This is a genomic window from Amycolatopsis vancoresmycina (assembly GCF_000716785.1).
GTDB classification, from domain to species: Bacteria; Actinomycetota; Actinomycetes; order Mycobacteriales; family Pseudonocardiaceae; genus Amycolatopsis; species Amycolatopsis vancoresmycina.
Window position 1 is genome coordinate 13,266 of record NZ_JNYY01000033.1, and the last position, 26,075, is coordinate 39,340.

The 26,075-nt window shown below is 70.9% G+C and carries 20 protein-coding genes; 14 read left to right on the forward strand and 6 right to left on the reverse strand.

The features are described from left to right. Window positions 1–133 precede the first annotated feature (133 nt). Window positions 134–1,615: a glycoside hydrolase family 28 protein gene (locus OO60_RS42410; RefSeq protein ID WP_033263513.1), complete on the forward strand. Its 1,482-nt coding sequence runs from the start codon at window positions 134–136 to the stop codon at window positions 1,613–1,615. Window positions 1,616–1,816: 201 nt separating this feature from the next. Here OO60_RS42410 and OO60_RS42415 read toward each other — a convergent pair whose 3' ends face one another. Continuing rightward, window positions 1,817–3,001 carry a glycoside hydrolase family 88/105 protein gene (locus tag OO60_RS42415; RefSeq protein WP_003072046.1) on the reverse strand — a complete coding sequence of 395 codons (1,185 nt, stop codon included), beginning with the start codon at window positions 2,999–3,001 and terminating at the stop codon, window positions 1,817–1,819. A 351-nt stretch (window positions 3,002–3,352) separates the two neighbouring features. Between OO60_RS42415 and OO60_RS42420 the strand changes: the two genes are divergently transcribed. Beyond that, window positions 3,353–5,125, forward strand: a complete 1,773-nt coding sequence (locus tag OO60_RS42420; protein WP_033263514.1) for an alpha-L-fucosidase — start codon at window positions 3,353–3,355, stop codon at window positions 5,123–5,125. A 46-nt stretch (window positions 5,126–5,171) separates the two neighbouring features. On the opposite strand, the gene OO60_RS42425 is transcribed toward OO60_RS42420, so the two are convergent. After that, entirely contained in the window at window positions 5,172–6,392 is a 1,221-nt protein-coding gene (locus tag OO60_RS42425; protein ID WP_003072040.1) for an MGH1-like glycoside hydrolase domain-containing protein, read from the reverse strand. Between the two features lie 59 nt (window positions 6,393–6,451). On the opposite strand from OO60_RS42425, the gene OO60_RS42430 reads away from it, so the two are divergent. Together OO60_RS42430 and OO60_RS42435 are read left to right on the forward strand one after the other, a co-directional pair. Then, entirely contained in the window at window positions 6,452–7,597 is a 1,146-nt protein-coding gene (locus tag OO60_RS42430; RefSeq protein ID WP_033263515.1) for an ROK family transcriptional regulator, read from the forward strand. Window positions 7,598–7,900: 303 nt separating this feature from the next. Beyond that, window positions 7,901–9,832: a S53 family peptidase gene (locus tag OO60_RS42435; protein WP_004562342.1), complete on the forward strand. Its 1,932-nt coding sequence runs from the start codon at window positions 7,901–7,903 to the stop codon at window positions 9,830–9,832. A gap of 64 nt (window positions 9,833–9,896) precedes the next feature. Here the strand turns inward: OO60_RS42435 and OO60_RS42440 are convergent, their stop codons facing one another. Further along, window positions 9,897–11,435 (reverse strand): sensor histidine kinase, encoded by a 1,539-nt coding sequence (locus OO60_RS42440; RefSeq protein WP_209441429.1) that lies wholly within the window; start codon window positions 11,433–11,435, stop codon window positions 9,897–9,899. A gap of 158 nt (window positions 11,436–11,593) precedes the next feature. Between OO60_RS42440 and OO60_RS42445 the strand changes: the two genes are divergently transcribed. Genes OO60_RS42445 through OO60_RS42455 form a run of 3 tightly spaced genes read left to right on the forward strand, consistent with a single transcriptional unit; the run spans window position 11,594 to window position 14,735 of the window. After that, window positions 11,594–12,967: a purine-cytosine permease family protein gene (locus tag OO60_RS42445; RefSeq protein WP_004562344.1), complete on the forward strand. Its 1,374-nt coding sequence runs from the start codon at window positions 11,594–11,596 to the stop codon at window positions 12,965–12,967. A 44-nt stretch (window positions 12,968–13,011) separates the two neighbouring features. Next, window positions 13,012–13,725, forward strand: coding sequence for an SDR family NAD(P)-dependent oxidoreductase (locus OO60_RS42450; RefSeq protein WP_004562345.1), 714 nt, complete (start codon window positions 13,012–13,014; stop codon window positions 13,723–13,725). 2 nt (window positions 13,726–13,727) lie between these two features. After that, window positions 13,728–14,735: an S-adenosylmethionine:tRNA ribosyltransferase-isomerase gene (locus OO60_RS42455; RefSeq protein ID WP_033263517.1), complete on the forward strand. Its 1,008-nt coding sequence runs from the start codon at window positions 13,728–13,730 to the stop codon at window positions 14,733–14,735. On the opposite strand, the gene OO60_RS42460 is transcribed toward OO60_RS42455, so the two are convergent. Next, window positions 14,729–15,121, reverse strand: coding sequence for a hypothetical protein (locus OO60_RS42460; protein WP_033263518.1), 393 nt, complete (start codon window positions 15,119–15,121; stop codon window positions 14,729–14,731). The two genes, OO60_RS42455 and OO60_RS42460, sit on opposite strands and share 7 nt — an antisense overlap. Window positions 15,122–15,329: 208 nt before the next feature. On the opposite strand from OO60_RS42460, the gene OO60_RS42465 reads away from it, so the two are divergent. The 3 genes from OO60_RS42465 to OO60_RS42475 are packed head-to-tail and all read left to right on the forward strand — an operon-like array spanning window position 15,330 to window position 18,070. Continuing rightward, window positions 15,330–16,388 (forward strand): ABC transporter substrate-binding protein, encoded by a 1,059-nt coding sequence (locus tag OO60_RS42465; protein WP_033263519.1) that lies wholly within the window; start codon window positions 15,330–15,332, stop codon window positions 16,386–16,388. 19 nt (window positions 16,389–16,407) lie between these two features. After that, complete coding sequence (locus OO60_RS42470; protein ID WP_003061120.1) at window positions 16,408–17,199, forward strand: ABC transporter ATP-binding protein; 792 nt, start codon at window positions 16,408–16,410, stop codon at window positions 17,197–17,199. Further along, complete coding sequence (locus tag OO60_RS42475; RefSeq protein WP_003061122.1) at window positions 17,186–18,070, forward strand: ABC transporter permease; 885 nt, start codon at window positions 17,186–17,188, stop codon at window positions 18,068–18,070. Before OO60_RS42470 ends, OO60_RS42475 begins: the two co-directional genes overlap by 14 nt. A 435-nt stretch (window positions 18,071–18,505) precedes the next feature. On the opposite strand, the gene OO60_RS42480 is transcribed toward OO60_RS42475, so the two are convergent. Further along, window positions 18,506–20,044: a DEAD/DEAH box helicase gene (locus OO60_RS42480; RefSeq protein WP_003061125.1), complete on the reverse strand. Its 1,539-nt coding sequence runs from the start codon at window positions 20,042–20,044 to the stop codon at window positions 18,506–18,508. A 234-nt stretch (window positions 20,045–20,278) separates the two neighbouring features. On the opposite strand from OO60_RS42480, the gene OO60_RS42485 reads away from it, so the two are divergent. Genes OO60_RS42485 through OO60_RS42500 form a run of 4 tightly spaced genes read left to right on the forward strand, consistent with a single transcriptional unit; the run spans window position 20,279 to window position 23,631 of the window. Further along, on the forward strand, window positions 20,279–21,985 hold the full coding sequence (locus OO60_RS42485; protein ID WP_033263520.1) for an acyl-CoA dehydrogenase family protein: 1,707 nt from the start codon (window positions 20,279–20,281) through the stop codon (window positions 21,983–21,985). Further along, on the forward strand, window positions 21,985–22,431 hold the full coding sequence (locus tag OO60_RS42490; protein ID WP_003061129.1) for a nitroreductase family deazaflavin-dependent oxidoreductase: 447 nt from the start codon (window positions 21,985–21,987) through the stop codon (window positions 22,429–22,431). Before OO60_RS42485 ends, OO60_RS42490 begins: the two co-directional genes overlap by 1 nt. Continuing rightward, the gene (locus OO60_RS42495) at window positions 22,428–23,198 is read left to right on the forward strand and encodes a 2-keto-4-pentenoate hydratase (protein ID WP_003061130.1); all 771 of its coding nucleotides are present in this window, start codon (window positions 22,428–22,430) and stop codon (window positions 23,196–23,198) included. The genes OO60_RS42490 and OO60_RS42495 overlap by 4 nt, the downstream gene beginning before the upstream one ends. Window positions 23,199–23,202: 4 nt before the next feature. Beyond that, entirely contained in the window at window positions 23,203–23,631 is a 429-nt protein-coding gene (locus tag OO60_RS42500) for a hypothetical protein (RefSeq protein ID WP_003061133.1), read from the forward strand. A 57-nt stretch (window positions 23,632–23,688) separates the two neighbouring features. Here the strand turns inward: OO60_RS42500 and OO60_RS42505 are convergent, their stop codons facing one another. Beyond that, the gene (locus tag OO60_RS42505; protein WP_033263521.1) at window positions 23,689–26,058 is read right to left on the reverse strand and encodes a Tex family protein; all 2,370 of its coding nucleotides are present in this window, start codon (window positions 26,056–26,058) and stop codon (window positions 23,689–23,691) included. Window positions 26,059–26,075: the final 17 nt, after the last annotated feature.

Consider the following 26,075-nt stretch of genomic DNA (forward strand, 5'->3'; position numbering starts at 1 on the left):
CACGGGGACCCGCGCCCGACTGGGGGTGGCGCGGGTCCCCGCCCCGCGATCTTGACATTCCGTTGGTGCGGCTCGTAATCTGAGGTCTCCGCCGTCATGCCGAATTTTTCGTTCCATGACAAGGCGGTTTCACGTGAAAAGATTCTTGCTGATCTCCTGCGCGGTGGCGGGACTGGTGGTGGCGGGGGCCGGAATCTCGGCCGCCGCGCCCGGCGGCGTTTACGACGTCCAGGACTACGGCGCCAAGGGAAACGGGTCCGCCAACGATTCCGGGGCCATCGACAAGGCGATCGCGGCGGCCAGTGCGGCCGGTGGCGGTACCGTCCGGTTCACCTCGGGGAACTACAAGTCGGCGAACACCGTCCACCTCAAGAGCAACGTCACGATCCAGCTCGACGCGGGCGCGACGATCACGGGGTCCGGTGCGGACACCTACGACAAGCCCGAGTCGAACCAGTGGGACCAGTACCAGGACTACGGCCACAGCCACTTCCACAACGCGATGTTCTACGGCGACAAGCTGACGAACATCGGCTTCACCGGCGCCGGCACGATCGACGGCGGCGGCAACCTCATCACCGGCAACCCGAAGTCCGGTCAGGCCGACAAGATCCTGTCCCTCACCCGGTGTGACGGGCTGACGCTGTCCGGGATCAAACTGCGCCGCGGCGGCCACTTCGGCGCCCTGATCAACGGCTGCAAGAACGTCGTTTCCGACCACCTGACCATCGACACGGCGAGTGACCGCGACGGCTGGAACATCATCAGCACGACCAACGTCACGATCACCAACGCGACCATCGCGGCGAACGACGACGCCCTGGTGTTCAAAAGCGACTACGCGCTCGGCGCGAAACTGCCGAACGGGAACGTCACGGTGACCGGCGCGAAACTGTCGGCGGTCTGCTGCAACGCGCTGATGTTCGGGTCCGAGACGTGCGGTGACTTCACCGGCTACCAGTTCTCGGACATCACGATCACCGGCGCGCACAAATCGGGCATCGGGATCGTGTCGATGGACGGCGCGAAGATTTCCGACGTGCACTACCGCAACATCACGATGTCCGGGACGTATTCGCCGATCATGATGAAGATCGGCACCCGGAAACGGTGCGGGAACAACCCGGGTGTCGGCTCGATCAGCGGCATCACGCTGGACAACGTCACCGGGACGCACACCGGCACGAACTTCAGCCCGACGATCTGGGGCGCGGACAGCGGTCACCGCGTCTCCGACGTCACGTTCACCGGCGTGAAGCTGAACGTGCCGGGCGGCAACGGGACCATGGGCACGGGCGTGCCGAGCAACACGGCGACGGACTACAACCCGAAGAGCATCGGCACCCGCCCGTCGTACGGCTGGTACGTGCACTACGCGGACGGCATCCGGTTCGTGAACAGCTCGGTGGAGTTCGCCAAGGACGACGGCCGCCCGGCGAGCATCGTCAACAACAGCTCCGACATCACGTTCGACCCCTTCACGGCGGAGAAGGGTTCGAAGAGCCCGTTCGACGTCGGCTTCCAGTCGGTGACGGGCTACTGCGTCAAGGACTCGGCAACCACCTCGGGCTCCGCCCTCCGGGTGAACACCTCAAGTTCCACCTCAACCTGCTGACAACCCCCGAGGCCCCTTCCCGCCCAGGCGGGAAGGGGCCTCACCCGTATCTCGCGTGATCAGAGTCGTAACTCGCGTGACTGGGGCCGGAACTCGCGTGATGGAACCCGGACCGGCTCCGATCACGCGAGTTCCGGGTTGGTGCACGTACGAAGGGGCCCCGGCTGGTGAGCCGGGGCCCCTTCTGCGGCGTGGGCAGGGTCAGTGTGTGTACTGCTCGTTCATGATCAGGAATGCGCCGAGGCCGTGGAAGTCGTTGGTCTTGCGGGCGCGGCCGTAGTAGTAGGACAGGTCGCCGACGTTGGTGCCTTCGCAGATGTCGGTGATGTTCGTCAGGCCGTCCGAGCCGACCGACACCTTCTTCAGCACGCCGGCGTAGCCGCGGTCCGCCACCGCCTGGTAGGACGCCGGGAGGTAGCCGCGCTGGACGCCGCGGGACATCGTGAACGTGTACATCGACGACGCCGACGTCTCCAGCCAGTTCTTCGCTTCGCCGCCGCGGTCGACCACCTGGTACCAGCGGCCGGTCGACGCGTCCTGGTACCGCTCGTAGCCGGCCGCCAGGAACTTCACGACGTCGATCAGCGCCGCCCGCCGCGGGTGGTTCGCCGGGAGCACCTCGAGGATGTCGATGGTGGCCATGCCGAACCAGCCGATCGCGCGCGCCCAGTGGTACTTCGAGTGGTGGCCCGTCCCGGACGCCCACGACTCGGAGCCGTCCTCGTCGTAGGCGTGGTACAGCAGGCCCTTCGCCGGTTCGCGCAGGTGGCTGAAGTACACGGCGATGTTCTTCGCCGACTCTTCGAAGCAGTAGTCGCCGTCGCCGAACGCCGCGCCGTAGAGCGCGAGGAACGGCTGGGCCATGTAGACGCCGTCGCCCCACAGCTGGCCGACCTTGCTGGTGGCGTGGAACATGCCGCCGTCGGACGTCCGGGGGTAGGACGGGAAGCGCTTGCGCAGCTGGTCGGCCGCGGTCCGGTACTTCTTGCGGCCGGTCTCCGCGTACAGCAGCGGCAACATCTGGCACGAGCGCATCGAGTCCAGGTTGCTGAAGCTGTTCGAGATGCCGCTGTCGGTGATGAACCGGTCGTACCACGCGACGATGTAGTCGAGGTACTTCTTCTCGCCGGTGCGCTTGTAGAAGAGGTACTGCCCGTAGAGGTACAGGCCGAGGGTGTAACCCCAGCCGCCGATCTTGTCGGGCGTGTAGCGCTTCATCGTCGAGTCGATGACCGCGCGGGACCAGTCGGCGGGCGCAGCGCCGCCGATCGGGGGGAGCCGGTCCGCGGCCCGCGCGAGGGGACCCGCCGCGGCGAGCGCGCCGACCGCGCCGAGGGTGCCGGCCAGGACCGCGCGCCGGGTCGGGCGAAGGGGGTGTTCGGACATCGTCGTCCCTTTCGTGCACTGGCCCCGCGACGCGGTGGAAAGGTGGCCGGGATGCCGATCCGCCGTCCGTCGGCATCCCGACCAGCTCTGGGGGGGCGCGGCGTGCTGCCCGTGTCGCCGGAGCGATGGTCTCGAAGCGAAAGCGCTTCCGGGGAAACATTTACCCGCCTCCCGGAGGCCGAGTCAAGAGAGATCGGATCTCTTGCGTCATATATCAGATATTTAACCCGAACGGCCGCAGTGCCGATGTACCGGCCAGCGAAACTCCGCGGAAAGGTCGGATCTAAGCCTTGACCAGCCGTTGCGGCGAGGAGTACACCACCGGATGGACCAGACCAATGGAGGTCGTTCATGGCAGACAGGTTCCTCCGCCGGGCACTCGTCGCGTGCGCGTCGATGCTGGCGGTGTCCGGGCTCATCGCCGCGCCGGCTTCGGCCGACCTGCAGAAACCCTCCCAGCAGTGGCTGCGCGACAGCCAGGCGGGGCTGTTCCTGCACTGGGGGATGCGCACCTCACCCGGCTACACCAGCTGCAGCGCCTGGGAAAAGGCGATCACCGACGGCGGGTGGAGTCCCGCCTACTGGGTCACCGAAGCCAAGAAGCTGCACGCGTCCTACCTCGTGCTCGCCTCCTTCCACAGCCGCCTCGGCTACTCGCGAGCCTGGCCGTCGAAGATCCCGGGCAGCTGCAGCACCAAGCGGGACTTCCTCGGCGAGCTGATCGCCGCGGCGAAGCCCCAGGGCCTCAAGGTCATCCTCTACATGACCAACGACGCCCAGTGGCACGACGAGGGCGGTCACGAGTGGCTCGACTCGGACGGCTACTCGAAGTACAAGGGCAAGACCGTGAACCTCGACAGCCAGGACGGCTTCGGCCAGTTCAGCTACGACAACTTCTTCGAGGTCATGAAGAACTACCCCGACCTCGGCGGCTTCTGGATCGACAACGACAACGCCTACTGGGAGTCACACGACCTCTACCAGCAGATCTACCAGCAGCGCCCGGACTACCTGCTCAGCAACAACAACGAAGACACGCCGATCATGGACACGATCAGCAACGAGCAGAAGACCGGCATGACCCCGTCCTACGACTACCCGCAGGCGACGTACACGGCGATGCCACGGCTCACCGAGGCGTGCTTCAAGCTCCCGGACACCGGCTCGTGGTGGTACGGCGGGTCCAACTCCTCGGTGAACAAGATGCTCAACATCGGCCGGTTCATCACGAACTCGGGTTCGTCGATCAAGTCCCTGATGGCCGAGACGGCGATGGTGAACGGCAAGTTCCCGTCGAACCAGGAGGCGTTCAACAACTTCGCCAACACCTACCTCGACGCGATCTGGGAGTCCCTCGGCGGAACCCAGGGCGCCGGGTACATGTACGGCGGCATGCAGCCGGGCTTCTGGAACGACGGCGCCCACGGCGTCATCACCATCAAGGGCGACGCGCAGTACGTCCACGTCCTGACCAAGCCGTCGGGGAGCACGCTCAAGATCCGCGACAACGGCTACCGCGTCCGCCGCGTCACGAACCTGCGCACCGGCGCGGCGATCGCCTTCACCCAGGGCGGCGGCAGCCTCACGCTGACCGGGCTGTCCGGCTGGGACACCTACGACACGGTGTTCAAGGTCGAGACCGCGGGCCGCACCGGCAGCTACGACCCGAAGACCGTGACGCTCAAGGCGAGCGCGTCGGCGAGCGGCCACAGTGGACAGTCGGCGAGCGACGGCGACTACCTCACCTACTTCGACAACAACAAGACGCTCCCGGTCAACCTCGACTACGACCTCGGGACGGCGAAGAAGGTGCAGTACCTCGGCATCAACCAGCGCGAGGACTCGGTCAGCTACGCCCGGTCGGACAGCGAGCAGTCGGCGCGGATCAAGGCGTACAAGGTGTTCGTGTCCGACGACGGCAAGGACTGGGGCAGCGCGGTGAAGTCCGGGACGCTGCCGAGCCACCGCGGCGTCCAGTTCGTCGACCTCTCCGCGGTGACCTCCCGGTACGTGCGGCTCCAGGTGACGAGCACGTACGCGGCGTCGAGCGACAGCACGCGGTACAAGCGGCTGCGGATCGACGAGACCTGGGTCGGTTCGGACTACGCCACCGCGGCGAGCTGAGAGCGGGCCGCCCAGCCGCCCCCGACGCGGCTGGGCGGCCCGCCCGTCAGGCCAGCAGGTCCACGGTCAGGGCCGCGGTCCAGCTGAACGAGCGGGTGCCGTGCCCGGCGCCGGTCAGCGGGTCGACGTACTCCGCGAAGCCGGTCCGGAAAGCGGTTTCCACGAGGTCGTCGCGCAACCGCGCGGCGAGCGCGTGCTCGCCGTGGCGGAGCAGGCCCTGCCGGACCAGCCAGCCGACGTTGAACCACGACGGCCCGCGCCAGTAGCGGCCCGGGTCGAAGCCCGGCGCGGTCAGGTCGTGGCTCGGGACGCCGTGCACCCGGCCGAGCCGGAAGCGGTGGCCGGTCGCGGCCGCCACCAGGGCCGGCGCGACCGCCAGGTCCGGCAGCACCAGCGGCAGCAGGCCCGCGCACGTGTACTCGGGGATCAGCGAGCCGGTGCGGACGTCGCGAGCGAAGAAGAAGCCGTTGTCCCACAGCGTTTCCTGCAACGCCTTCTCGACGCGCGCCGCGGCTTCGCGGTGGGCGGCGGCGGCCGTGGGCAGCCGGAGGATCTCGGCGATCTCGGCCAGCGCCAGCTCGGCGTCGGCCAGCAGGGCGTTGAAGCCGGGGTCCTCCACGACGAAGTCCCCGAAGTCCCGGTAGCCGCTGTCGCGGTAGTCGGTGGCGAGCCGGACGTACCGGCCGTAGTCCTCGTCGCTGGGCCGGTCGGCGGCTTCGCCGTGCTCCAGGTCGCGGCGGACGAACCCGGTCGACGGCGTGACGTGCGAAAGCGGGGCGTCCCACGCCGGGCTGTTGTCCATGCCCGACTCCCACGGGTGCACGATCGCCGCGAGGCCGCGCCCGCCCGCGTCGCGCCCGGTCCGCAGGTACTCGTGCCAGGCCCGCAGCTTCGGGTACAGCGTCGCGAGGAACACCGGGTCGGGCTCGGCTTCGTGCACCGCCAGCACCGCCCGGGCGTGGATCGGAGGCTGGACCAGCCCCGACGTCCGGCCGGCCTGCCAGAACGCCGGGCCGGGGAAGTACGCCTCGGGTGGGGTGTCCGGGTTGAAGAGGATGTGCGGGACGCGGCCGTCGCGCCACTGCGCGGAGAACAGCGTCAGCAGCTCGCGCCGGGCCCGCGCGGGCGAGAGGTGGCGCAGGCCGAACGCGATGAAGGCGGAGTCCCAGCTCCACTGGTGCGGGTACAGCCCGCGGGAGGGCACGGTCGACGAGCCGAGCCAGTTGCCCGCCAGAACCTCGGCGGCACGCCCCCGTGTTACGTTCATGTGTCCAACATATCTCCTACTTATGTCTTGTCAATGGACAAAAGTCCGAAGGGGGCGGGATGGCGAGCGCCGGCGAGCTGTTGCTGCTGGTCAGGACCGGGCAGGCGACCACGCGCAAGGCGCTCCAGACGCGCAGTGGGCTGTCACGCTCGACGCTGACCGCGCGCCTGGAGCAGCTGCAGACGGCGGGTCTGCTCGCCGAAGGCGGTCAGGAGGACTCCACCGGCGGCCGCCCGGCGCGGCAGCTGCGGTTCGACGACGAGCACGCCGTCGTCCTCGCCGCGAGCATCGACACGATGCACGCCGAAGCCGCGGTGACCGACCTGGCCGGCGCGGTGCTGGCCCGCCGGGCCGGCGCGCTGCGGGTCGCCGACGGCCCGGAGCCCGTGCTCGGCCGGATCGCGGAGTGGTTCGACGCGATGCTGGCCGAAACGGGCCGTCCGGTGTGCGGCATCGGCGTTTCCGTGCCGGGCCCGGTGGAACCCGGCCGCGGCCGGGTCACCCAGCCGCCGATCATGCCCGGCTGGGACGAATACCCGATCGACGCCTTCCTCGGCGCGCGCTTCGGCGCCCCGGTGCTGGTCGACAACGACGCGAACCTGATGGCGCTGGGCGAGCACCGCGCCCGGTACCCGGACTCGGCCGCGCTGGTCGTGGTCAAGGTGTCCACCGGGATCGGCGCCGGGCTGGTGCTCGGCGGCGAGGTGTACCGCGGCATCGACGGCGGCGCGGGCGACATCGGGCACATCCGGCTGCCCGGCCACCCCGAGGCGCAGTGCCTGTGTGGTTCACACGGGTGTCTCGCGGCGGTCGCGGGCGGCGGCGCGCTGGCCGCGCGGCTGACGGAACTGGGCCTGCCGACGGTGTCCGGCTCCGGCGTGCGCGACCGGATCGTGGCGGGCGAGCCGGCCGCGGTCCGGCTCGCCGAGGTCGCCGGCCGCCAGGTGGGGGAGGTGCTCGCGACGCTGGTGTGCGTGGTCAACCCCGGGGTGGTGGTGCTCGCCGGCGACCTCGCCGAGCCGCACTTCGCCGCCGGTGTCCGCGAGGTCCTGTACCGGCGGGCGCTGCCGCGGGCGACGCAGAACCTGCGGGTGGAGATCGGCGGCCGCGGGGAAGGGCTCGCCCTCGCCGGCGCGGTGGCCATGGTCGTCGACGCGGTGTTCGCCCCGGCCGAGGTGGACCGGCGGCTGGCCGCCCGCGCGTGACGGCCGAACTGCCGTCACCGGCCGGACTGTCCGGAGTGGACGGAGCGACCGACTTTAGTAGGTGGCGGGCGGCCGTCGCGCGTGGTCCGCGATACCGCCATGAACCGGACTTAACGTACAGAAAATAATAATCCTCGCGTTTTTCCGGCGACAAATCGGATTTCCGTACCACGGTCAACGGCTCGCGAATTCCTGCCCAGATAACGGTTCCGCAGGCACTTCCCGGGAGCGGAACACCGATCTAGTCTCAGCCGGTGTTCCAAGGCCCATTTACCGGGGGCCGTTTCGAAGAGGGAGATTTCTGTGCGAAGAAGCTCCACCCTGCTCCTTTCGCTCGCGGTGGTGGGTGGCCTGACCGGCACCCTGCCGGCCACGGCGTCCGCGCAGGGGCGTCAGGACATTCCGCAGTCGCACCCGTTGTGGGCGAACGCGCAGGCGAAGGTCGCCGACACGGCGCCCGCGTCGAAGCTGAGCTTCCGGGTCTACCTGAACCAGCGCGACAACGCCGGTGCCGAGGCGCTGGCCCAGGCCGTGTCCGACCCGGACAGCGCCACCTACCGGCAGTACCTCAGCCCCGACCAGGTGCGCGACCGCTTCGCGGCCAGTGACGCGACCGTCGCCGCCGTCAAGTCGTGGCTGACCGGCAACGGGTTCAGCATCGGCGAGGTGCCGTCGAACCGCGCCTACGTCGAGGCCACCGGCACCGCGGCCCAGACCGAGAACGCGTTCGCGGTCGACCTCGCCAAGTACCGGGTCAAGGGCCAGACGCTCCGCGCCGCCGACAAGAACCTGTCGGTGCCGGCGAACCTGGCCGGCGACGTCCTCGGCGTCGTCGGCGTCGACCAGGCGACCAACCTGTTCAAGCCGGACCACGCCACCGGTTCCGGGACGCCCTCCGACGTCCCGCCCGGCCCCGGCTTCCGCAACGCCCGGCCGTGCAGCGCCTACTACGGCGAGAAGATCGACACCACCGATCCCGCCTACAACGGCAAGCAGCTGCCGTACGCGCCCTGCGGGTACACCCCGGCGCAGCTGCGCTCGGCCTACGGCATCGACAAGGTCGGCGCCGATGGCAAGGGCACCACGATCGCCATCGTCGACGCGTTCGCCTCGCCGACCATCTACTCGGACGCGAGCACGTACGCGAAGAAGAACGACCCGCAGCACCCGCTGAAGCAGAGCCAGTTCAAGCAGCACGTCTTCCCGGCGAACCCGGTCCTCGAGCCGCCGGACCAGTGTGACGCGGCCGGCTGGTACGGCGAGGAGACCCTCGACGTCGAGGCCGCCCACGGTCTCGCGCCGGGCGCCGACATCCTGTACGTCGGCGGCGAGTCCTGCGAGGACAACGCCCTCGACGTGGCGCTGAACTACGTGATCGCCGGCCACAAGGCCGACATCGTGTCGAACTCCTACGGCGACACCGGCGAGGACATCCCGGCCGACGAGGTCAAGGTGTTCAACCAGATCTCGCTGCAGGCGGTGCTCGAGGGCATCGGCGTGTACTTCTCCTCGGGCGACAACGGTGACGAGGTCGCGCGCCTCGGCACGCCGTCGCCGGACTTCTCCGCCTCGGCGCCGTGGATCACCGCGGTCGGCGGCACGTCCATCGCCATCGGCAAGGACGGCAAGAAGATCTTCGAGACCGGCTGGGAGACCAGCAAGTCGACGCTGACCAACGGTGTCTACGGCCCGGCCGCCTACACCAGCGGTTCCGGCGGCGGCACGAGCCGGCTGTTCGCGCAGCCCTTCTACCAGAAGGGTGTCGTGCCGGACTCGCTGTCGACGAAGAACCAGACCGGCAACAAGAAGGGCCGGGTCGTCCCGGACATCTCCGCGGTCGGTGACCCGAACACCGGGTTCCTGGTCGGCCAGACGCAGACCTTCCCGGACGGCGCCTACTACGACCAGTACCGGATCGGCGGCACGAGCCTCGCGTCGCCGGTGTTCGCCGGCATCATGGCGGTGGCCGACAGCTTCGACCACTTCCACCACGGCTTCATCAACCCCGTGATCTACAAGCTGACCTCGCGCACCTCGGCGATCAGCGACGTGAAGCACGTGGACGCCGCGGTGGCTCGCGTGGACTACGCGAACTCGGTCGACGCCTCGGCCGGCCTGCTCCACTCGGTGCGGACGCTGGACTACCAGGGCCTGACCATCCACACCACCCCGGGCTACGACGACGTGACCGGCCTCGGCACGCCCAACGGCCTGCTGTTCCTGCTGCTCGTCTAGTTCAGTTCGCCGTCTGCCGCCGCTGGTCGTGAGTGAGAAACAGTGTTAGAACACTGTTTCTCACTCACGACGGCGGCGGCAGAGTCTTGGTGGCGAGGGGGATGACTGCGTGCACTGTGGTGCCGCTGGGGCTGCTGGTGACGGCGAGGTCGCCGCCGAGGGCCTGCACCCGGTCGCGCAGCCCGGCCAGGCCCGACCCCTTCTCGACGTCCGCGCCGCCGACGCCCGCGTCCGTCACCTCGACCCGCAGCTCGGCGCCGGTCACCTCGATCCGGACGTCGGCGCGCTCGGTCCGCGCGTGCTTCAGCGCGTTGGTCAGCGCCTCTGACGTCACGAAGTACGCCGTCGCCTCCACGGCCGCATCGAGGCGCGGGACCCGGCCGACCGCCAGCGCCACCTTCATCGGGATCCGGTCGGCCAGCGACCGGACCGCCGCGACCAGCCCCGCCTCGGTGAGGATCGCCGGGCGGATGCCGCGGGCCAGCTCGCGCAGCTCGGTGATCGCCGTCTGCAGCTCGTCGACCGCGCCGGCGAGCAGCGCCCGGATCTCCGGCGGCAGGTCGGCGCCGGAGCGGCGGCCGGCCATCCGCAGCAGCAGCACGACGCTGACCAGCCGCTGCTGGGCGCCGTCGTGGAGGTCGCGCTCCAGGCGGCGGCGTTCGTCGTCGCCGGCCGCGACCAGTCGCGCCCGTGACGCGCGCACCTCGGACAGCCGCTGCTCCAGCTCGGCGGTGAGCCGCAGGTTGTCCAGCACCAGCCCGGCGGCCGCGTTGAGCGCGTCGATCGACCGGCTGTCCTTCCACACCTCGTCGTCCTGCACGAGCGCGGCCAGCCCGGTGCCGTCGCGTTCCAGCAGCAGCCGGACCATCTCGGCGTTGCCGACGCGGGCGCGCATCACCCCGGCCAGGAACGCCAGCGGCCACAGGCAGAACAGGACCCGGTACGCCTGCAGCAGCGGTTCGGACAGCGGGTGCCCGTCGCCGAGGGCCGTGCCCGCCCCCGACGTCAGCGCGCCGGCCAGCGCGATCACCACCACCGGCGACAGCAGCCGCCGCTGCGGCAGCCGCCCGGTCAGCCACCGGTAGAGCAGCACGACGATCACCCCGGCGCTGATCGCCGACGCGGCGAGCCCGAGCGCGCGGCCGACCACCGGCCCGGCCTGTGAGTTGGCGGCGACGGCCAGCAGGTCACGCGGGTCGTCGTCGGTCAGCAGGCCGACCACGCCGATGCCGAGCACCACGACGTAGGCGGCGGCCACCAGCAGCCGTTCCCACCGCGAGCGGAGCCTGCCGTGCGGGAACGCGAGCACCAGGTGCGCGATCACCGGGCTGGACGCGGCCCGCAGCGGCACGGCGATCGTGTACAGCACCCGGTTCTGCGTGAACTGCAGGTCCTCCAGGAACAGGGCGACGCCGGCGAGGGCGATGAGCACCCCGATCGGGTTGGCCGGCCGCCGCACGTGCGCGACCGCGCCCGCGAGCAGGAAGAGGAACCCGGTCGTGGTGCTGAGCGCGGTGTCGAGCGCCGGGTGGCTGCCCTCGCCGGCTTTCAGCGTCAGCGCGACCACGCCGAGCGCGCACCCGGCGGCCAGCAGGCCGGTCATCGCCGGCGTCCGCGGGTGCTGCACTGTGGCGACCCTCCCGATGGGTCTTGGCCGGCGGGTGAAGCAGTCCGGTAACGGCTAACCGTGATTCGTCCGTTCGGGCCGTCGCGTTACACCGCGCGGCTGCGCTTTAGGGTGATCGGCGACGGGAGGCTGACATGAGCGGACACGGCCTGGACGCGGAGGTCTTCGGCGGGCGGATGCCGGCCGGCGGCGGTGACCTGGCGATCGAAACCCACGGCATCGCGCCGGTGCCGGCGGGCAACCGGTTCGGCCGCCCGTGGCGGCTGTTCAGCGTGTGGTTCGCGCCGAACCTGACGATGACGGCGGTGTTCACCGGCACCCTCGCGGCGGCGCTCGGCCTCGGCTTCTGGACGGGACTGGCCGCGATGCTCGCCGGCACGGTGCTGGGCTCGCTGCCGGTGGCGTACCTGTCGACGTGGGGCCCGCGCACCGGCACCGGCCAGCTGCCGCTCGCCCGGCTGCCCTTCGGCGGCGGCGTCGTGCTGCCCGGCCTGCTGCAGTGGCTCGGTTCGATCGCCTGGGACGCGCTGGTCGGCCTGTTCGGCGGCGAGGCACTGGCGGAGCTGACCGGGCTGCCGTTCTGGGCGGCGGTGCTGATCGTGCTGGTGCTGCAGTGCACGCTCGGTGTGTTCGGTTACGCGCTGATCCACCGCGTGCAGGCGGTGATGAGCGTGCTGCTGGTGCTCGCGTTCGCCGCGCTCACCGTGAAGGTCCTGGCCGGGCACCCGATCGCGACCGCCGACACGGCTTCGGGCGCCGACCTGGCAGGCGGCGTCGTCCTCTTCACGACTGTGACGTTGTCGCTGGCGATCTCCTGGGCGCCCTACGCCTCGGACTTCAGCCGGTACCTGCCCGCTTCGACGTCGTCGCGCAGCATCTTCTGGGCCACGCTGCTCGGGCTCGTGGCGTCGTACGCGATCGGCGAGGGCCTCGGGCTCGCGCTGGGGTCGTCGCTGGGCGACCAGACGGCGAAGGGCGTCGCCGGCCTGCTCGGCGGCGGGTTCCTCGGCGGCCTCGCGCTGGCGGTGATCGCGCTGGCGGCGGTGTCGTCGAACGCGATGAACGACTACAGCGGCTCGCTGGCCCTGCAGACGGTCGGTGTCCGGCTGCGGCGCCCGGTGTCGGCGGTGGTCGTCACGGTGCTCGCCTTCGCGCTGATCCTCTGGATGCACAGCGGCGACCTGTCGGCGAAGTTCGAGAACGTGCTGCTGTTCGTCAGCTACTGGATCCCGCCGTTCCTCGGTGTCGTCGTGCCGGACTGGCTCGCGCGCACCCGCGGCGGACACCCGGTGGACGTCCTGGCTTCGGTTCCGGTCCGCCCGTGGGCCGCGGTGGTGGCCTTCGTCGTGGGGTTCGGCGCCGCGGTGCCGTTCATGAACACGACCCTCTACACCGGACCGGTCGCGGCGGCGCTGCACGGCGCGGACCTCGCGTACTACGTCGGTCTCGTCGTTTCGCTGGCAGCGTATTCGCTGCTGCGCGGCCGCACTCCGGTTGACCTCAAGTAATGTAGAGGTTTCACGATGGTGTGGTACCCCTCGAAGGAGGCACCATGCCCACCGCACTCGTCACCGGCGCGTCCGCCGGGCTGGGCCGCGCGCTCGCGGCCGCCCTGGTCCGTCGCGAGTGGACGGTCATCGGGACCGGCCGCGACGCGGCGGCGCTGGAATCGGCGGCGCGCGAGATCGGCTTCACGGCCGTCCCCGGCGACGTCACCGACCCGGCCCACCGCGCCGCGCTCGCCCGTTCCGAGTTCGACCTGCTCGTCAACAACGCCAGCTCGCTCGGGGTCAGCCCGCTGCCGCCGCTGGCCCGCTATCCCTTGGCGGAACTGGAAGACGTCTACCGCGTCAACGTCTTCGCGCCACTGGCGCTGACGCAGCTGCTGCTGCCCGCGCTGACCGCGGCCCGGGGTGTCGTGATCGACGTCAGTTCCGACGCCGCGGTCGAAGCGTACGAAGGCTGGGGCGGTTACGGCTCCGCGAAGGCCGCGCTCGACCAGGTGACCGCCGTCCTGGGCGTGGAACACCCGGACCTGTCCGTGTACGCGGTCGACCCGGGCGACCTGCGCACGGCCATGCACCAGCGGGCGTTCCCCGGCGAGGACATCTCGGACCGGCCGCTGCCGGAGACGGCGGTCCCGGCGTTCCTGCGGCTGCTCGACGAGCGCCCGCCGAGCGGCCGCTACCGCGCCGCCGATCTCCTGTCCATCCATGCCCCCGCCACCACCCTCAACGGAGGCGCTGCGCGCCCGGAGTTTTCATGAGCATGAACGTCCGGTTCGACCTCCCGCCGGACCTGTCGGCGTCGGCACCACCGGAGGCCCGCGGGCTGGCCCGGGACGGCGTCCGCCTGCTGGTCGCCTCGCCCGAGAGCGTCCACCACACGGTGTTCTCCGCGCTGGGGGAGCACCTGCGACCCGGTGACCTGCTGGTCGTCAACACGTCCGGCACCCTCCCGGCCGCCGTCGACGCCCGCCGGGACGGGCGGCCGGTCGTGGTCCACTTTTCGACACCGCTCGACGACGGTTCCTGGGTCGTCGAGCTGCGCGCCCCCGGCGGGCCGCTGCTCGACGGCCGCCCGGGGGAGCGGCTCGAACTGCCCGGCGGCGCGTCCCTGACGCTGCTGGCGCCGGTGGTCGCGGGCGCGGCGCGGCTGTGGCGGGCCGAGGTGCCGCCCGAGGCGACCCGGTTCCTGGCCGGCGTCGGCCGGCCGATCCGCTACGGGTACGTCCCGCGGGCGTGGCCGCTGTCGGACTACCAGACGGTGTTCGCCCGCGAACCGGGCAGCGCCGAGATGCCCTCGGCGGCCCGTCCGTTCACGCCGGAGCTGGTGACCAGCCTGGTGACGGAGGGCGTGCTGTTCGCCCCGCTGCTGCTGCACACGGGCGTGTCGTCCCCGGAAGCGGGCGAGCCGCCCCAGGCCGAACGCTTCCGCGTCCCGGCGACGACGGCGGCGCTCGTGTCGTGGGTCCACGGCCGCGGGGGCCGGGTGATCGCGGTGGGCACGACGGCCGCCCGCGCCCTGGAGTCGGCCGCTTCGGACGGCGCCGTCCACGCGGCCGAGGGCTGGACGGACCTGGTACTGGGCCCGGACCGGCCGGCCGCGGTGGTCGACGGCATCGTCACCGGCCTGCACGCACCGGACGCTTCGCACCTGTTGCTGCTGGAGGCCGTCGCCGGGGCGGCCGTCGTCCAGCGGGCGTACGACGCCGCCGTGGCGCAGCGGTACCTGTGGCACGAGTTCGGTGACGTGTCACTCCTGCTGCGTCACTGACGCGCCTCGGCCTGCCGGCGCGACCGGACCAGCCCGGAGACGGTCACCACCGCCACCCCCAGCCCGACCCCGCTGACGATCGACGCCACCAGGCTCGCCGTCCCGGTGGCCAGGCCGAACGCCCCGGCCAGGTACACCGGGATGGAGATCGCCACCGGCAGCCAGTTGCGCAGGGCGAACGCGCGGTCCGACGCCACCCACAGCACCAGCGTCACCGCCGCGGCGGTGACGACCGGGATCGCCCACACCACCAGGCCCGTCAGCGCGTCCATGCCGAGTGACCTGAGCCACTCGAACGACGCCTGGCCCAGCCCGATGAACAGCAAGACCAGCGCCACGCGGACGCCGGCGACCCCGTGGCCCCGTCGGTGTGCGGTGCTCGTCATGACTTCCTCCCGAATCCGTGGTCACCTTTACCACGTCCGGGTGACGCGAGCGGTTGCCCGCGCCGGCGACTTTCTCCCCGGGCGCTAGGCGCCCACAGCGCCGATGTCAAGAAATCTCACGAGGTGTCCCGGGATGCGGATGGCTATGCGCCTGAGTGGGTGACCGTGCGAACCTCGCCCCCACATCGACCCGAAAGGCGACGCTGACGTGCGCACCCACCACAGAACCCGCATCCTGGCCTCGGCGCTGGCCGCGCTGACCGCCGTGGGCGTGCTCGCCGGCTGTTCGCGGGCGGACAGCAGCGCCGCGCCGGCCGCCAACCAGGGCGCCGCCGGCGAGGTCCGCGTCGGGTTCTTCCCGAACGTCACGCACGCCCCCGCGCTGATCGGCGTCAAGAAGGACTTCTTCAAGACCGAGCTCGGCTCCACCAAGCTCACCACCCAGACCTTCAACGCCGGCCCCGAAGAGGTCAACGCCCTGCTGGGTGGCTCCCTCGACGTCGCCTTCCTCGGCTCCGGCCCGGCGATCAACGCCTTCACCAAGTCCAAGGGTGCCATCCAGCTGATCTCCGGCGCCGTCTCCGGCGGCGCGCAGCTGGTCGTCAAGCCGGACATCACCAGCGTCGACGGGCTCAAGGGCAAGAACATCGCCACGCCGCAGCTGGCCAACACCCAGGACGTCGCGCTCAAGAAGTTCCTGGCCGGCAAGCAGCTGACCGGCCAGGTCAAGATCACCAACCTCGACAACCCGAAGACCCTCGACGCGTTCAAGAAGGGCGAGGTCGACGGCGGCTGGCTGCCCGAGCCGTGGGCGTCCCGGCTGGTGCTCGACGCCGGCGCGAAGGTACTGGTCGACGAGAAGGCGCTGTGGCCGGGCGGCCGCTTCCCGACCACCGTCGTCATCGTGCGCAGCGAGTTCCTGCAGCAGCACCCGGACACCGTCCGCGCGATCCTCAAGGGCGAGCTGGCCGCCATCGACTGGGCCAAGGCGAACCCGGCGGACGCGAAGACCGTGGTCAACGGCGCGCTCAAGGAGCTGGCCGGCAGTACCCTGAGCGCAGCGGTCCTGGACCGCGCCTTCTCCGGCATCGAGCTGACCACCGATCCCATCGCCGCCGAATTCCCGCAGCTCGCGCAGGACTCGGTGACGGCCGGCGTGGTGAAGTCGGCCGTGGCGCTGAAGGGCTTCGCGGACTTCGGTCCGCTGAACGAGGTGCTGAAGGCCAAGAACCTGCCCGCCGTAGACGCTCCCGAACTGACCAAGTGATCCGGAGAGGCAGCCAGCGATGACCACCACCCTCCCGACCGGCCGCAGCAGCTTCACCGGCGCGACAGCGGTGCGTCTCGACGGCGTGCGCAAGACGTTCGGCACGGCCGGCCGCGCGGTCGTCGCGCTCGACGGCGTGGACCTGACGGTCGCGCCCGGCGAGTTCGTCTGCCTGCTCGGCGCGTCCGGCTGCGGCAAGAGCACGCTGCTGAACCTGGTCGCCGGCCTGGACGCGCCGTCGGCGGGCGAGATCACGCTGAACACGTCGCGGCCCGCGGTGATGTTCCAGGAAGCCGCGCTGATGCCGTGGCTGACCGCGGCCCGCAACGTCGAGCTGCCGCTGCGGCTGGCCGGCTTCGGCCGCACCGAACGCCGGGAGAAGGCCGCCGAGCTGCTGGACCTGGTCCGGCTGACCGACGCGGGTGGCAAGCGGCCGCACGAGCTGTCCGGCGGCATGCGGCAGCGCGTCGCGCTGGCCCGCGCGCTGGCGGCGACCCTGCGCGTCGGCGGCGACCCGGAGCAGGCGCTGCTGCTGATGGACGAGCCGTTCGCCGCGTTGGACGCCATCACCCGCGACGTCCTGCAGGGCGAGCTGCTGCGCGTCTACCGCAGCACGGGCACGTCGGTGCTGTTCGTGACCCACGACGTGCGCGAGGCGGTCCGGCTGGGCCAGCGCGTGGTGCTGCTGTCGTCGCGGCCCGGCCGGGTCGTGCGCGAGTGGACGGACGTGCCGCTGGCCGACGCCGAGGAGCTGACCGAGGAAATCACCGGGCACCTGCGTGAGGTGATCAGTACCCATGCCGCAGCTTGACCGGTCCGCGGAGCCCGACCTCGACGCGGTCGGCGCCGGACTGGATTCGCTCGACGCCCCGGTCGGCGACCGTCGTCCCAGCTTCTGGAAGCGGTTCGCCTGGGGGTTCCTGCCTCCGGTGGGCGCGCTGGTCGTCCTGGTGGCGGTCTGGCAGATCCTCTGGGCGGCGGCGTTCTGGCCGGAATCCCAGCTGCCGTCCCCGGCGGCCGTGTGGGGCGAGTTCTGGGGCATCGTGGCCGACGGGCAGGTGTTCGGGTTCGTCTGGACTTCGGTTCACCGGGCCGCGCTCGGCTTCCTGGCGGGGGTCCTGATCGGCACGCCGCTCGGCCTCGTCGTGGCGAAGGTCCGCGTGGTTCGCGCGGCGATCGGTCCGTTGCTGACCGGGTTGCAGAGCCTTCCGTCGGTGGCGTGGGTTCCGGCGGCGATCCTGTGGTTCGGTATCAACGACGGTGCGATCTATTTTGTGGTGCTGATGGGTTCGGTGCCTTCGATCGCCAACGGGCTCGTGTCGGGGATTGACCAGATTCCGCCGATCCTGCCTCGGGTCGGGCAGGTGATGGGGGCGAACCGGCTGTCTTCGGCTCGGCACATTCTGTTGCCTGCTGCGTTGCCTGGGTTCTTGGCCGGGTTGAAGCAGGGGTGGGCGTTTTCGTGGCGGTCGCTGATGGCTGCTGAGTTGATCGCGTTGTCGCCGCAGTTGGGGATTGGGCTGGGGGCTTATCTGAACCAGGGGTCGTCGTTCAACAGCATGGAGACTGTGATTGCGGCGATCTTTTTGATTCTGCTTGTCGGGGTGGGGATTGAGCTGCTTGTTTTCCGTCCGCTGGAGCGGGCGGTGCTGCGGGCTCGGGGGCTTACCTCGTCGCTCTGAGGTCGGTTGGCTCGAAAGATTGTCCTCGCCGGACGGGCAGGCTCTGGGATGACCCTGGTTTTGGTGTCTGCTCGGCTTGCGTTGTGGGTCGCTGGGTTGTCATCCCGTCGCCTGGTTGAGGCCTATCACTTTGAGCCGGGCCCGCAAGGTTGCGTTGTTGTCCCGCCTAGCGCTGTGTGTTGCGGGCCCGGCTCAAAGTGATTTGACGGCCTCAGGCGACGGGATGACCACCCAGCTTGGTTGCGTGGGCCGGGTTGCGCTTGCCCCGCGTTGCGCTTGCCGTGCAGAAAGAGGCATCACGCGTGTCCGTATGGGCATCGCGTGTGTCTGGAGGGGCATCGCGATGATGCCCGCCCAATCACGCGTGATGCCCTCGCAGACACACGTGATGCCCGCTCAAGCACGCATGATGCCCGCTCAAGCACACCTCGTGACCTAGCGTGAGCGGCGGGCGCCCGCGCGGGTACCGGCTGAGAATGCCGCCGCGCCGCCGCTTCGGCGGTTGCCCGCCGCCTGTGCTCCGGCCGCGGCGCCTCCGCTGGTCCGGCGGCCGCTTGCCGCTGGTGCTGCCGCTCGGGCTGTTCCGGCCGCCTTGGTCGCTCCGGTCGATCGGCGCTGACCCTGGCCGCCCCGGGTCGGTGTTGCCGAGCGCTGCTGCTGGTCCTCGCGTCGTGCCTGTCCGTTTGCCCGCGAACGCTGGCCGCCGCGGTTCTCCTTCGGTGCTGCCGACCGGCGGCCGCGGCCGCCGCCCGGGGCTGCGCCCGTTGCCGAGACCTTCTTCGGGCGGTTGTCCACCGCCGGGGCCTTCGAGAACGTTCGCTCGCCCGGGGCCAGCTCTGCCAGCAGCGGGTGGCCCGGGCCCAGCTGGGTCGTCGTCGGCTTGATGCCCGCCTTGCGCGTCAGGTCGCGGACGTCGCGGACCTGCGCGTCCGTCATCAGCGTCACCACCGTGCCCGACGCCCCCGCGCGGGCCGTTCGGCCCGATCGGTGCAGGTACGCCTTGTGCTCCACCGGGGGGTCCGCGTGGATCACCAGGCGGACGTCGTCGACGTGGATGCCGCGGGCCGCGATGTCCGTTGCCACCAGCGTGCGGGCCGTTCCCGACGAGAATGCTTCGAGGTTGCGCGTCCGGGCGTTCTGGCCCAGGTTGCCGTGCAGCTCCACCGCCGGCACGCCCGAGGCCACCAGCTTCCGCGTCAACGCCTTCGCGCGGCTCTTCGTCCGCGTGAACACCAGCGTGCGGCCCGGGGCCGCCGTCAGGTCGACCAGGACCGGCAGCCGGTGGGTCTCCTCCAGGTGCAGGACGTGGTGCTCCATCGTCGCCACCGGGGACTGGGCCGAGTCGACGCTGTGCAGGACCGGGTCGTCCATGAAGCGCTTGACCAGCACGTCCACGCCGTTGTCCAGGGTTGCCGAGAACAGCAGCCGCTGGCCGCGGGATGGTGTTGCGTCCATGATGCGCCGGACCTCGGGCAGGAAGCCCAGGTCGGCCATGTGGTCGGCCTCGTCCAGGACCGTGATCTCGACGGCGTCGAGTTTCACGTGGCCGGAGCGCATGTGGTCGGCGAGCCGGCCGGGGCAGGCGACGACGATGTCGACGCCGTCTCGCAGGCGCGTGATCTGCGGGTTCGCGCTGACCCCGCCGAAGATGGTGGTCGCCTTGAGCCCGAGGGGGCGCGCCAGCGGCAGGATCGACGCCTCGATCTGCGTCGCCAGCTCGCGCGTCGGCGCCAAGATCAGCGCGCGGGGACGGCCCGGCTTGCGCCGCGTCGGGCCCGCGGCGAGGCGGGCCAGCACCGGCAGCACGAAGCCGTACGTCTTGCCGGAGCCGGTGCGGCCGCGGCCGAGGACGTCGCGGCCGGCGAGGGTGTGCGGCAGGGTCGCCGCCTGGATCGGGAAGGGCTCGGTGACCCCCTGGGTGGCCAGTGCGGCCACCAGCGGGGTCGGCAGGCCCAGTTCAGCGAAAGTGCTCATAAGTCGTGCGGGCACGCGAGTGCCCTGGTCTCCGTAACCTGAGAAGGGTTGTCCTGCCCGGCGCAGACCGGTCAACGGCCGCGGCGCGTGGTAGTCGACAACAGCAGCGGGCCGAGGCAGAACTGAGCGGCCCGCATGATCAGTGTAGCGGCAGCGGGTGACATACCCCCAGTGAGATTGCCCGCACTCGCGCGGCCTTGCTAAGTTACCGGTCGGTAATCGAGGAGGACGACCATGCTGCTGAACCCGCGCGAGTACGACCCGGCGCACTTCGACGCCGAGACGCGGCGCCTGCTGCGCGCCACCATCGACTGGTTCGAGCAGCGCGGCAAGGCCAAACTGACCGAGGACTACCACAACCGCACCTTCTACGCGGACTTCATCGAGTTCGCGGGCAAGGAGGGGCTGTTCTCGACCTTCCTGACCCCGTCGGCGAACGCGGACGGCAACCCGGACAAGCGCTGGGACACCAGCCGCGTCGCCGCGCTGTCGGAAATCCTCGGTTTCTACGGCCTGAACTACTGGTACCCGTGGCAGGTCACGATCCTCGGCCTCGGCCCGGTCTGGCAGAGCGGCAACGACGTCGCCCGCAAGCGTGCCGCGGAAGCCCTCGACGCCGGCGGCGTCGGCGCCTTCGGTCTGTCCGAAAAGGACCACGGCGCCGACATCTACTCCTCCGACATGGTGCTGGCGAAGGACGGCGACGGCTACCGCGCGACCGGCTCGAAGTACTACATCGGCAACGGCAACTGCGCCCGCACGGTGTCGGTCTTCGGCCGCATCGACGGCGTCGAAGGCCCGGACCAGTACGTCTTCTTCTACGCCGACTCCGAGCACCCGAACTACCACGTGGTGAAGAACGTCGTGCCGTCGCAGATGTACGTCGCCGAGTTCCGGCTCGAGGACTACCCGGTGCGCGCCGAGGACATCCTCCACGTAGGCGCCGAAGCCTTCAGCGCCGCGCTGAACACGGTCAACATCGGCAAGTTCAACCTCTGCTTCGGCGGCATCGGCATGGCGACGCACTCGCTGTACGAGGCCATCACGCACGCCCACAACCGCGTCCTGTACGGCAAGCCCGTCACGGACTTCCCACACGTCCGGCGCGAGTTCGTCGAGGCGTACGCGCGGCTGATCGGGATGAAGCTGTTCTCCGACCGCGCCGTCGACTACTTCCGCAGCGCGAACCCGGACGACCGGCGCTACCTGCTGTTCAACCCGATCACCAAGATGAAGGTGACGACGGAGGCGCAGAAGGTGATCGGCCTGGTCGCCGACGTCGTGGCGGCCAAGGGCTTCGAGGCCGACACCTACCTGGCGATGTCGAAGAACGACATCGACGGCCTGCCGAAGCTCGAGGGCACGGTGGCCGTCAACCTGGCGCTGATCGCGAAGTTCATGCCGAACTACCTGTTCGCGCCGCAGGAGTACGCGCCGGTGCCGACCCGCACCGACGCCGCGGACGACGAGTTCCTCTTCCGCCAGGGCCCGGCGCGCGGCCTGTCGAAGGTCCGGTTCCACGACTGGAAGACCGCCTACGCCGAAGCCGCGCACATCCCGAACGTCGCGCTGTTCACCGAGCAGGCCGGCTACCTGGTCAAGCTGCTCACCGAGGCGGCGCCGGACGAGGCCCAGCAGGCCGACCTCGACTTCGGGCTCGCGCTGACCGAGCTGTTCACGCTGATCGTGTACGGCCAGCTGATCCTGGAGCAGGCCCGGATCACCGGCCTGGCCGACGAGGTCACCGACCAGATCTTCGCGGTGCTGGTGCAGGACTTCAGCGCCGCGGCGGTGGACCTCAACGGCAAGGCGAGCTCGACCGAAGCCCAGCAGGCGATCGCGCTGGCCGCGCTGCGCAAGCCGGTGGTGGACGCCGCGCGGTTCGAGAACGTCTGGGCGCGGGTGCGGGACCTCTCCGGGGTCTACGCTATGCACCCGTGATGGCGCGGAAGTACCGGCTGGGCGTGGCGCGCAAGGCCGTCAACGCCCTGGTGAAGGCGTTGCTGGCGCGCGGGATCCCGGCCGCGGGCGGCACCGGGTTCCTGCTGACCACGCGGGGGCGCAGGAGCGGCACCGACCGGACCACGCCGGTCAACGTCGTCGAGGACGGCGGCGACCGCTGGCTCGTGTCGCCGTACGGGCAGGTCGGCTGGGTGCACAACCTGCGCGCCGACGCCACCGCCCGGCTGTGGCGCGGCCGACGGCGCGAGACGTGGGAGGTCGAGGAGGCCGACGCCGCCACGGCGGGCCCGGTGCTGCGCGCGTACGTCCGCAAGGTCCCGGTGACGGCGCCGTTCTTCGACGCGAAGCCGGGCGACCCGGCCGAGGTGTTCGCCGCGGAAGCCGATCGACACCCGGTGTTCCGGTTGGCAAGATCGCGGGCGTGAACCGAGCGCGGGCGGCGGAGCTGATCTGGGACGCGTGGCTGACCGGCAAGCGGCTCGACGGCCTCCCGGACGACGTCCGCCCGCGCGACCTCGCCGAGGGCATGGCGGTGCAGGCGGACCTCGCCGAGCTGGCCGGGCCGGTGTCGGGCTGGAAGATCGCCGCGACCACGGTGTACGCCCGGCAGTACCTCGGCGTCCCCGGCCCGCTGCCGGGCGCGATGTTCGAGCGGTTCCACCACGTCGAGGGGGCGCCGGTGCCGGCGGACACCATGACGATGGGCGTCGCCGAACCAGAATTCGCCTTCCGGCTCAAGGCCGATCCGGGCCTGTCGCCGTCACTGACGGCGGTGCTCGACGCGGTCGACACGATGTTCCTGGCGATCGAGCTGCCGGACAGCCGCTACACCGACCACCGCCACGCGGGCGGCCCGCAGCTGCTGGCCGACGTGGCGTGCGCGGGCCGGTTCGTCGAGGGGCGGCCGGTCCCGGGGTGGCGCGACCTCGACCTGCCGCGCCGCCCGGTGGTCCTGCACGCCGACGGCGAGGAGTTCTCCCGCGGCAGCGGCAGCCTGGTACTGGGCGACCCGCGGCTGGCGCTGCACTGGCTGGCGATGGAGCTGCCCCGCCACGGCCGCTCGTTGCGCCCGGGCGACATCGTGACGACCGGAACGGCCACCCCGCCGTGCCCGATCCACGCCGGCGGCCACGTGGTCGCGGACTTCGGCGAGCTGGGAAGCGTGGAAGCGCGGTTCAGCTCGCTAGAGTGATCGGGTGCTGACTTTCCGTGCGGGTTTCGTCGTGCTGGCGGTGGTCGTCGCGGCGCTCGACGCGGGATTCTGGCTCGTCGCCCGCGGCCCCCGCCCGATGACGGCCCGGATCGCGTTCGTGGTGGCGTTCGTGCTGCTGCTGGCCCTGCTGGCGGCGGCCGCGGGCGTGGTCCGCTGGGAAGTGGCGGCGCCGTTGGGGGCGGCCTCGACGTCGGGTTTGCTGTCGGTCGGCGCGGCGGCGATCTTCAGCGTGGGGCTGGGCTTCCTGCTGACGGCGGTGGTGGAGGCGGCCCTGGTCCGGCGGCTGGTCCTGGAGGCATCCCCGGTGGGCTGGCGCGGCGGGACGTGGCTGATCAGCGCGGCGGCCGCCGTGGTGCCGGTGGTGCTGCTCGCGGTGGGGTTGTTCGCGCTGCGGCAAGGCGGGCCGCGCTGAGGTGAGCGGCCCGCGGCGAGGCGGGCCACCCGGAGGTGACCCGCCTGCACCGGAGAGCTACTTGCCGAACCCGGCCCGCCGGAGCGCGTCGGCCATCGAGCCGCTCGCCGCCGCGTTGCCGCCGCGGTCCCGGCCGCCGCCACCGCCGCCACGACGGTCGCCGCCCTGGCCGCCGCGGCGCTGACCGCCGCCGCCCTGGCCGCGGTCGCGGCGCTCGCCGCCGCCGCGGTTGCCCGCGCCGGCGCCCGGCTCGTCGTCCAGGCGCAGGGTCAGCGAGATGCGCTTGCGCGGCACGTCCACGTCCAGCACCTTCACCTTCACGATGTCCCCGGGCTTCACCACCTCGCGCGGGTCCTTCACGAAGTTCTTCGACAGCGCCGAAACGTGGGCCAGGCCGTCCTGGTGCACGCCCACGTCGATGAACGCGCCGAACGCCGCCACGTTCGTCACCACGCCCTCCAGGCGCATGCCCGGCTTGAGGTCCGAAATCTTGTCCACGCCCTCGGCGAACGTCGCCGTCTTGAACGCCGGGCGGGGGTCGCGGCCCGGCTTGTCCAGCTCCGACAGGATGTCCGTCACCGTCGGGAGACCGAACTGCTCGTCCACGAACTCGGCCGGGCGCAGCGACGACAGCGTCCGCGTGTTGCCGATCAGGGACCGGATGTCGGTGCCGGTCGAGGAGAGGATCCGGCGGACCACCGGGTACGCCTCCGGGTGCACCGCCGACGAGTCGAGCGGGTCGTCGCCGTCCGGGATGCGGAGGAAGCCCGCGCACTGCTCGAACGCCTTCGGGCCGAGCCGCGCGACCTCCTTCAGCGCCGTCCGGGAGCGGAACGGGCCGTTCGTGTCGCGGTGCGCCACGATGTTCTCCGCCAGCCCCGTCGTGATGCCCGAAACCCGGGTCAGCAGCGGCGCCGACGCCGTGTTGACGTCCACGCCGACCGCGTTCACGCAGTCCTCGACCACCGCGTCGAGCGAGCGCGACAGCGAAACCTCGGACAGGTCGTGCTGGTACTGCCCGACGCCGATCGACTTCGGGTCGATCTTCACCAGCTCGGCCAGCGGGTCCTGCAGCCGCCGCGCGATCGAGACCGCGCCGCGCAGCGAGACGTCCATGTTCGGCAGTTCCTGCGACGCGAACGCCGACGCCGAGTACACCGAAGCGCCCGCCTCGGACACGACGGCCTTCGTCAGCTTCAGCTCGGGGTGCTTCTTGATCAGCTCTTGCGCGAGCTTGTCCGTCTCGCGCGACGCCGTCCCGTTGCCGATCGAGATCAGGTCGACCTCGTGCCGGGCGGCCAGGGCCGCGAGCTCGGCGATCGACTGGTCCCACTTGTTCGCCGGCTGGTGCGGGTAGATGACGTGGGTGTCGACGACCTTGCCGGTCGCGTCCACGACGGCCACCTTGACGCCGGTCCGGAAGCCCGGGTCGAGGCCCATCGTGGCGCGGGTGCCGGCCGGCGCGGCGAGCAGCAGGTCGCGCAGGTTCGACGCGAACACGCGGACGGCGTCGTCCTCGGCGGCCTGGCGCAGCCGCATCCGCAGGTCGATGCCCAGGTGCAGCAGGATCTTGGTGCGCCACGCCCAGCGGACGGTGTCGCCGAGCCACTTGTCGGCCGGGCGGCCCTGCTGGGTGATGCCGAACTTCGCCGCGATGCGCTGCTCGTACTCGGTCGGCCCGACCTGCGGCTCGTCCGAAGGCTCGTCCGGCGCCATCGTGAGGTCGAGGACCTCCTCCTTCTCGCCGCGCAGCATCGCGAGGATGCGGTGCGAGGGAAGCTTGGTGTACGGCTCGGAGAAGTCGAAGTAGTCGGAGAACTTCGCGCCTTCCTCCTCCTTGCCGGACCGGACCTTGGCCACCAGGTGGCCCTGGCCCCACATCTTCTCGCGCAGGTCGCCGATGAGGTCGGCGTCCTCGGCGAACCGCTCGACGAGGATCGCGCGGGCGCCGTCGAGGGCGGCCTGCGTGTCCGCGACACCCTTGTCCGCGTCGACGAACACCGCGGCGGCGGCCTGCGGGTCCGTCGAAGGGTCGTTCAGCAGGCCGTCGGCCAGCGGCTCCAGGCCGGCTTCGCGCGCGATCATGGCCTTCGTGCGGCGCTTCGGCTTGTAGGGGAGGTAGATGTCCTCCAGCCGCGACTTCGTGTCCGCCGCCAGGATCGACGCTTCGAGGGCGTCGTCGAGCTTGCCCTGGCTGCGGATGGACTCGAGCACGGCGAGCCGGCGCTCCTCGAGTTCCCGCAGGTAGCGCAGCCGCTCTTCGAGCGTGCGCAGCTGCGCGTCGTCGAGCATGCCGGTGACTTCCTTGCGGTAGCGGGCGATGAACGGCACGGTCGACCCGCCGTCGAGCAGTTCGACGGCGGCCTTGACCTGTCCTTCGCGCACGCCCAGTTCTTCGGCGATCTTCTGCTCGACCGACACGCTCACTGCAACACGCTCCTGCT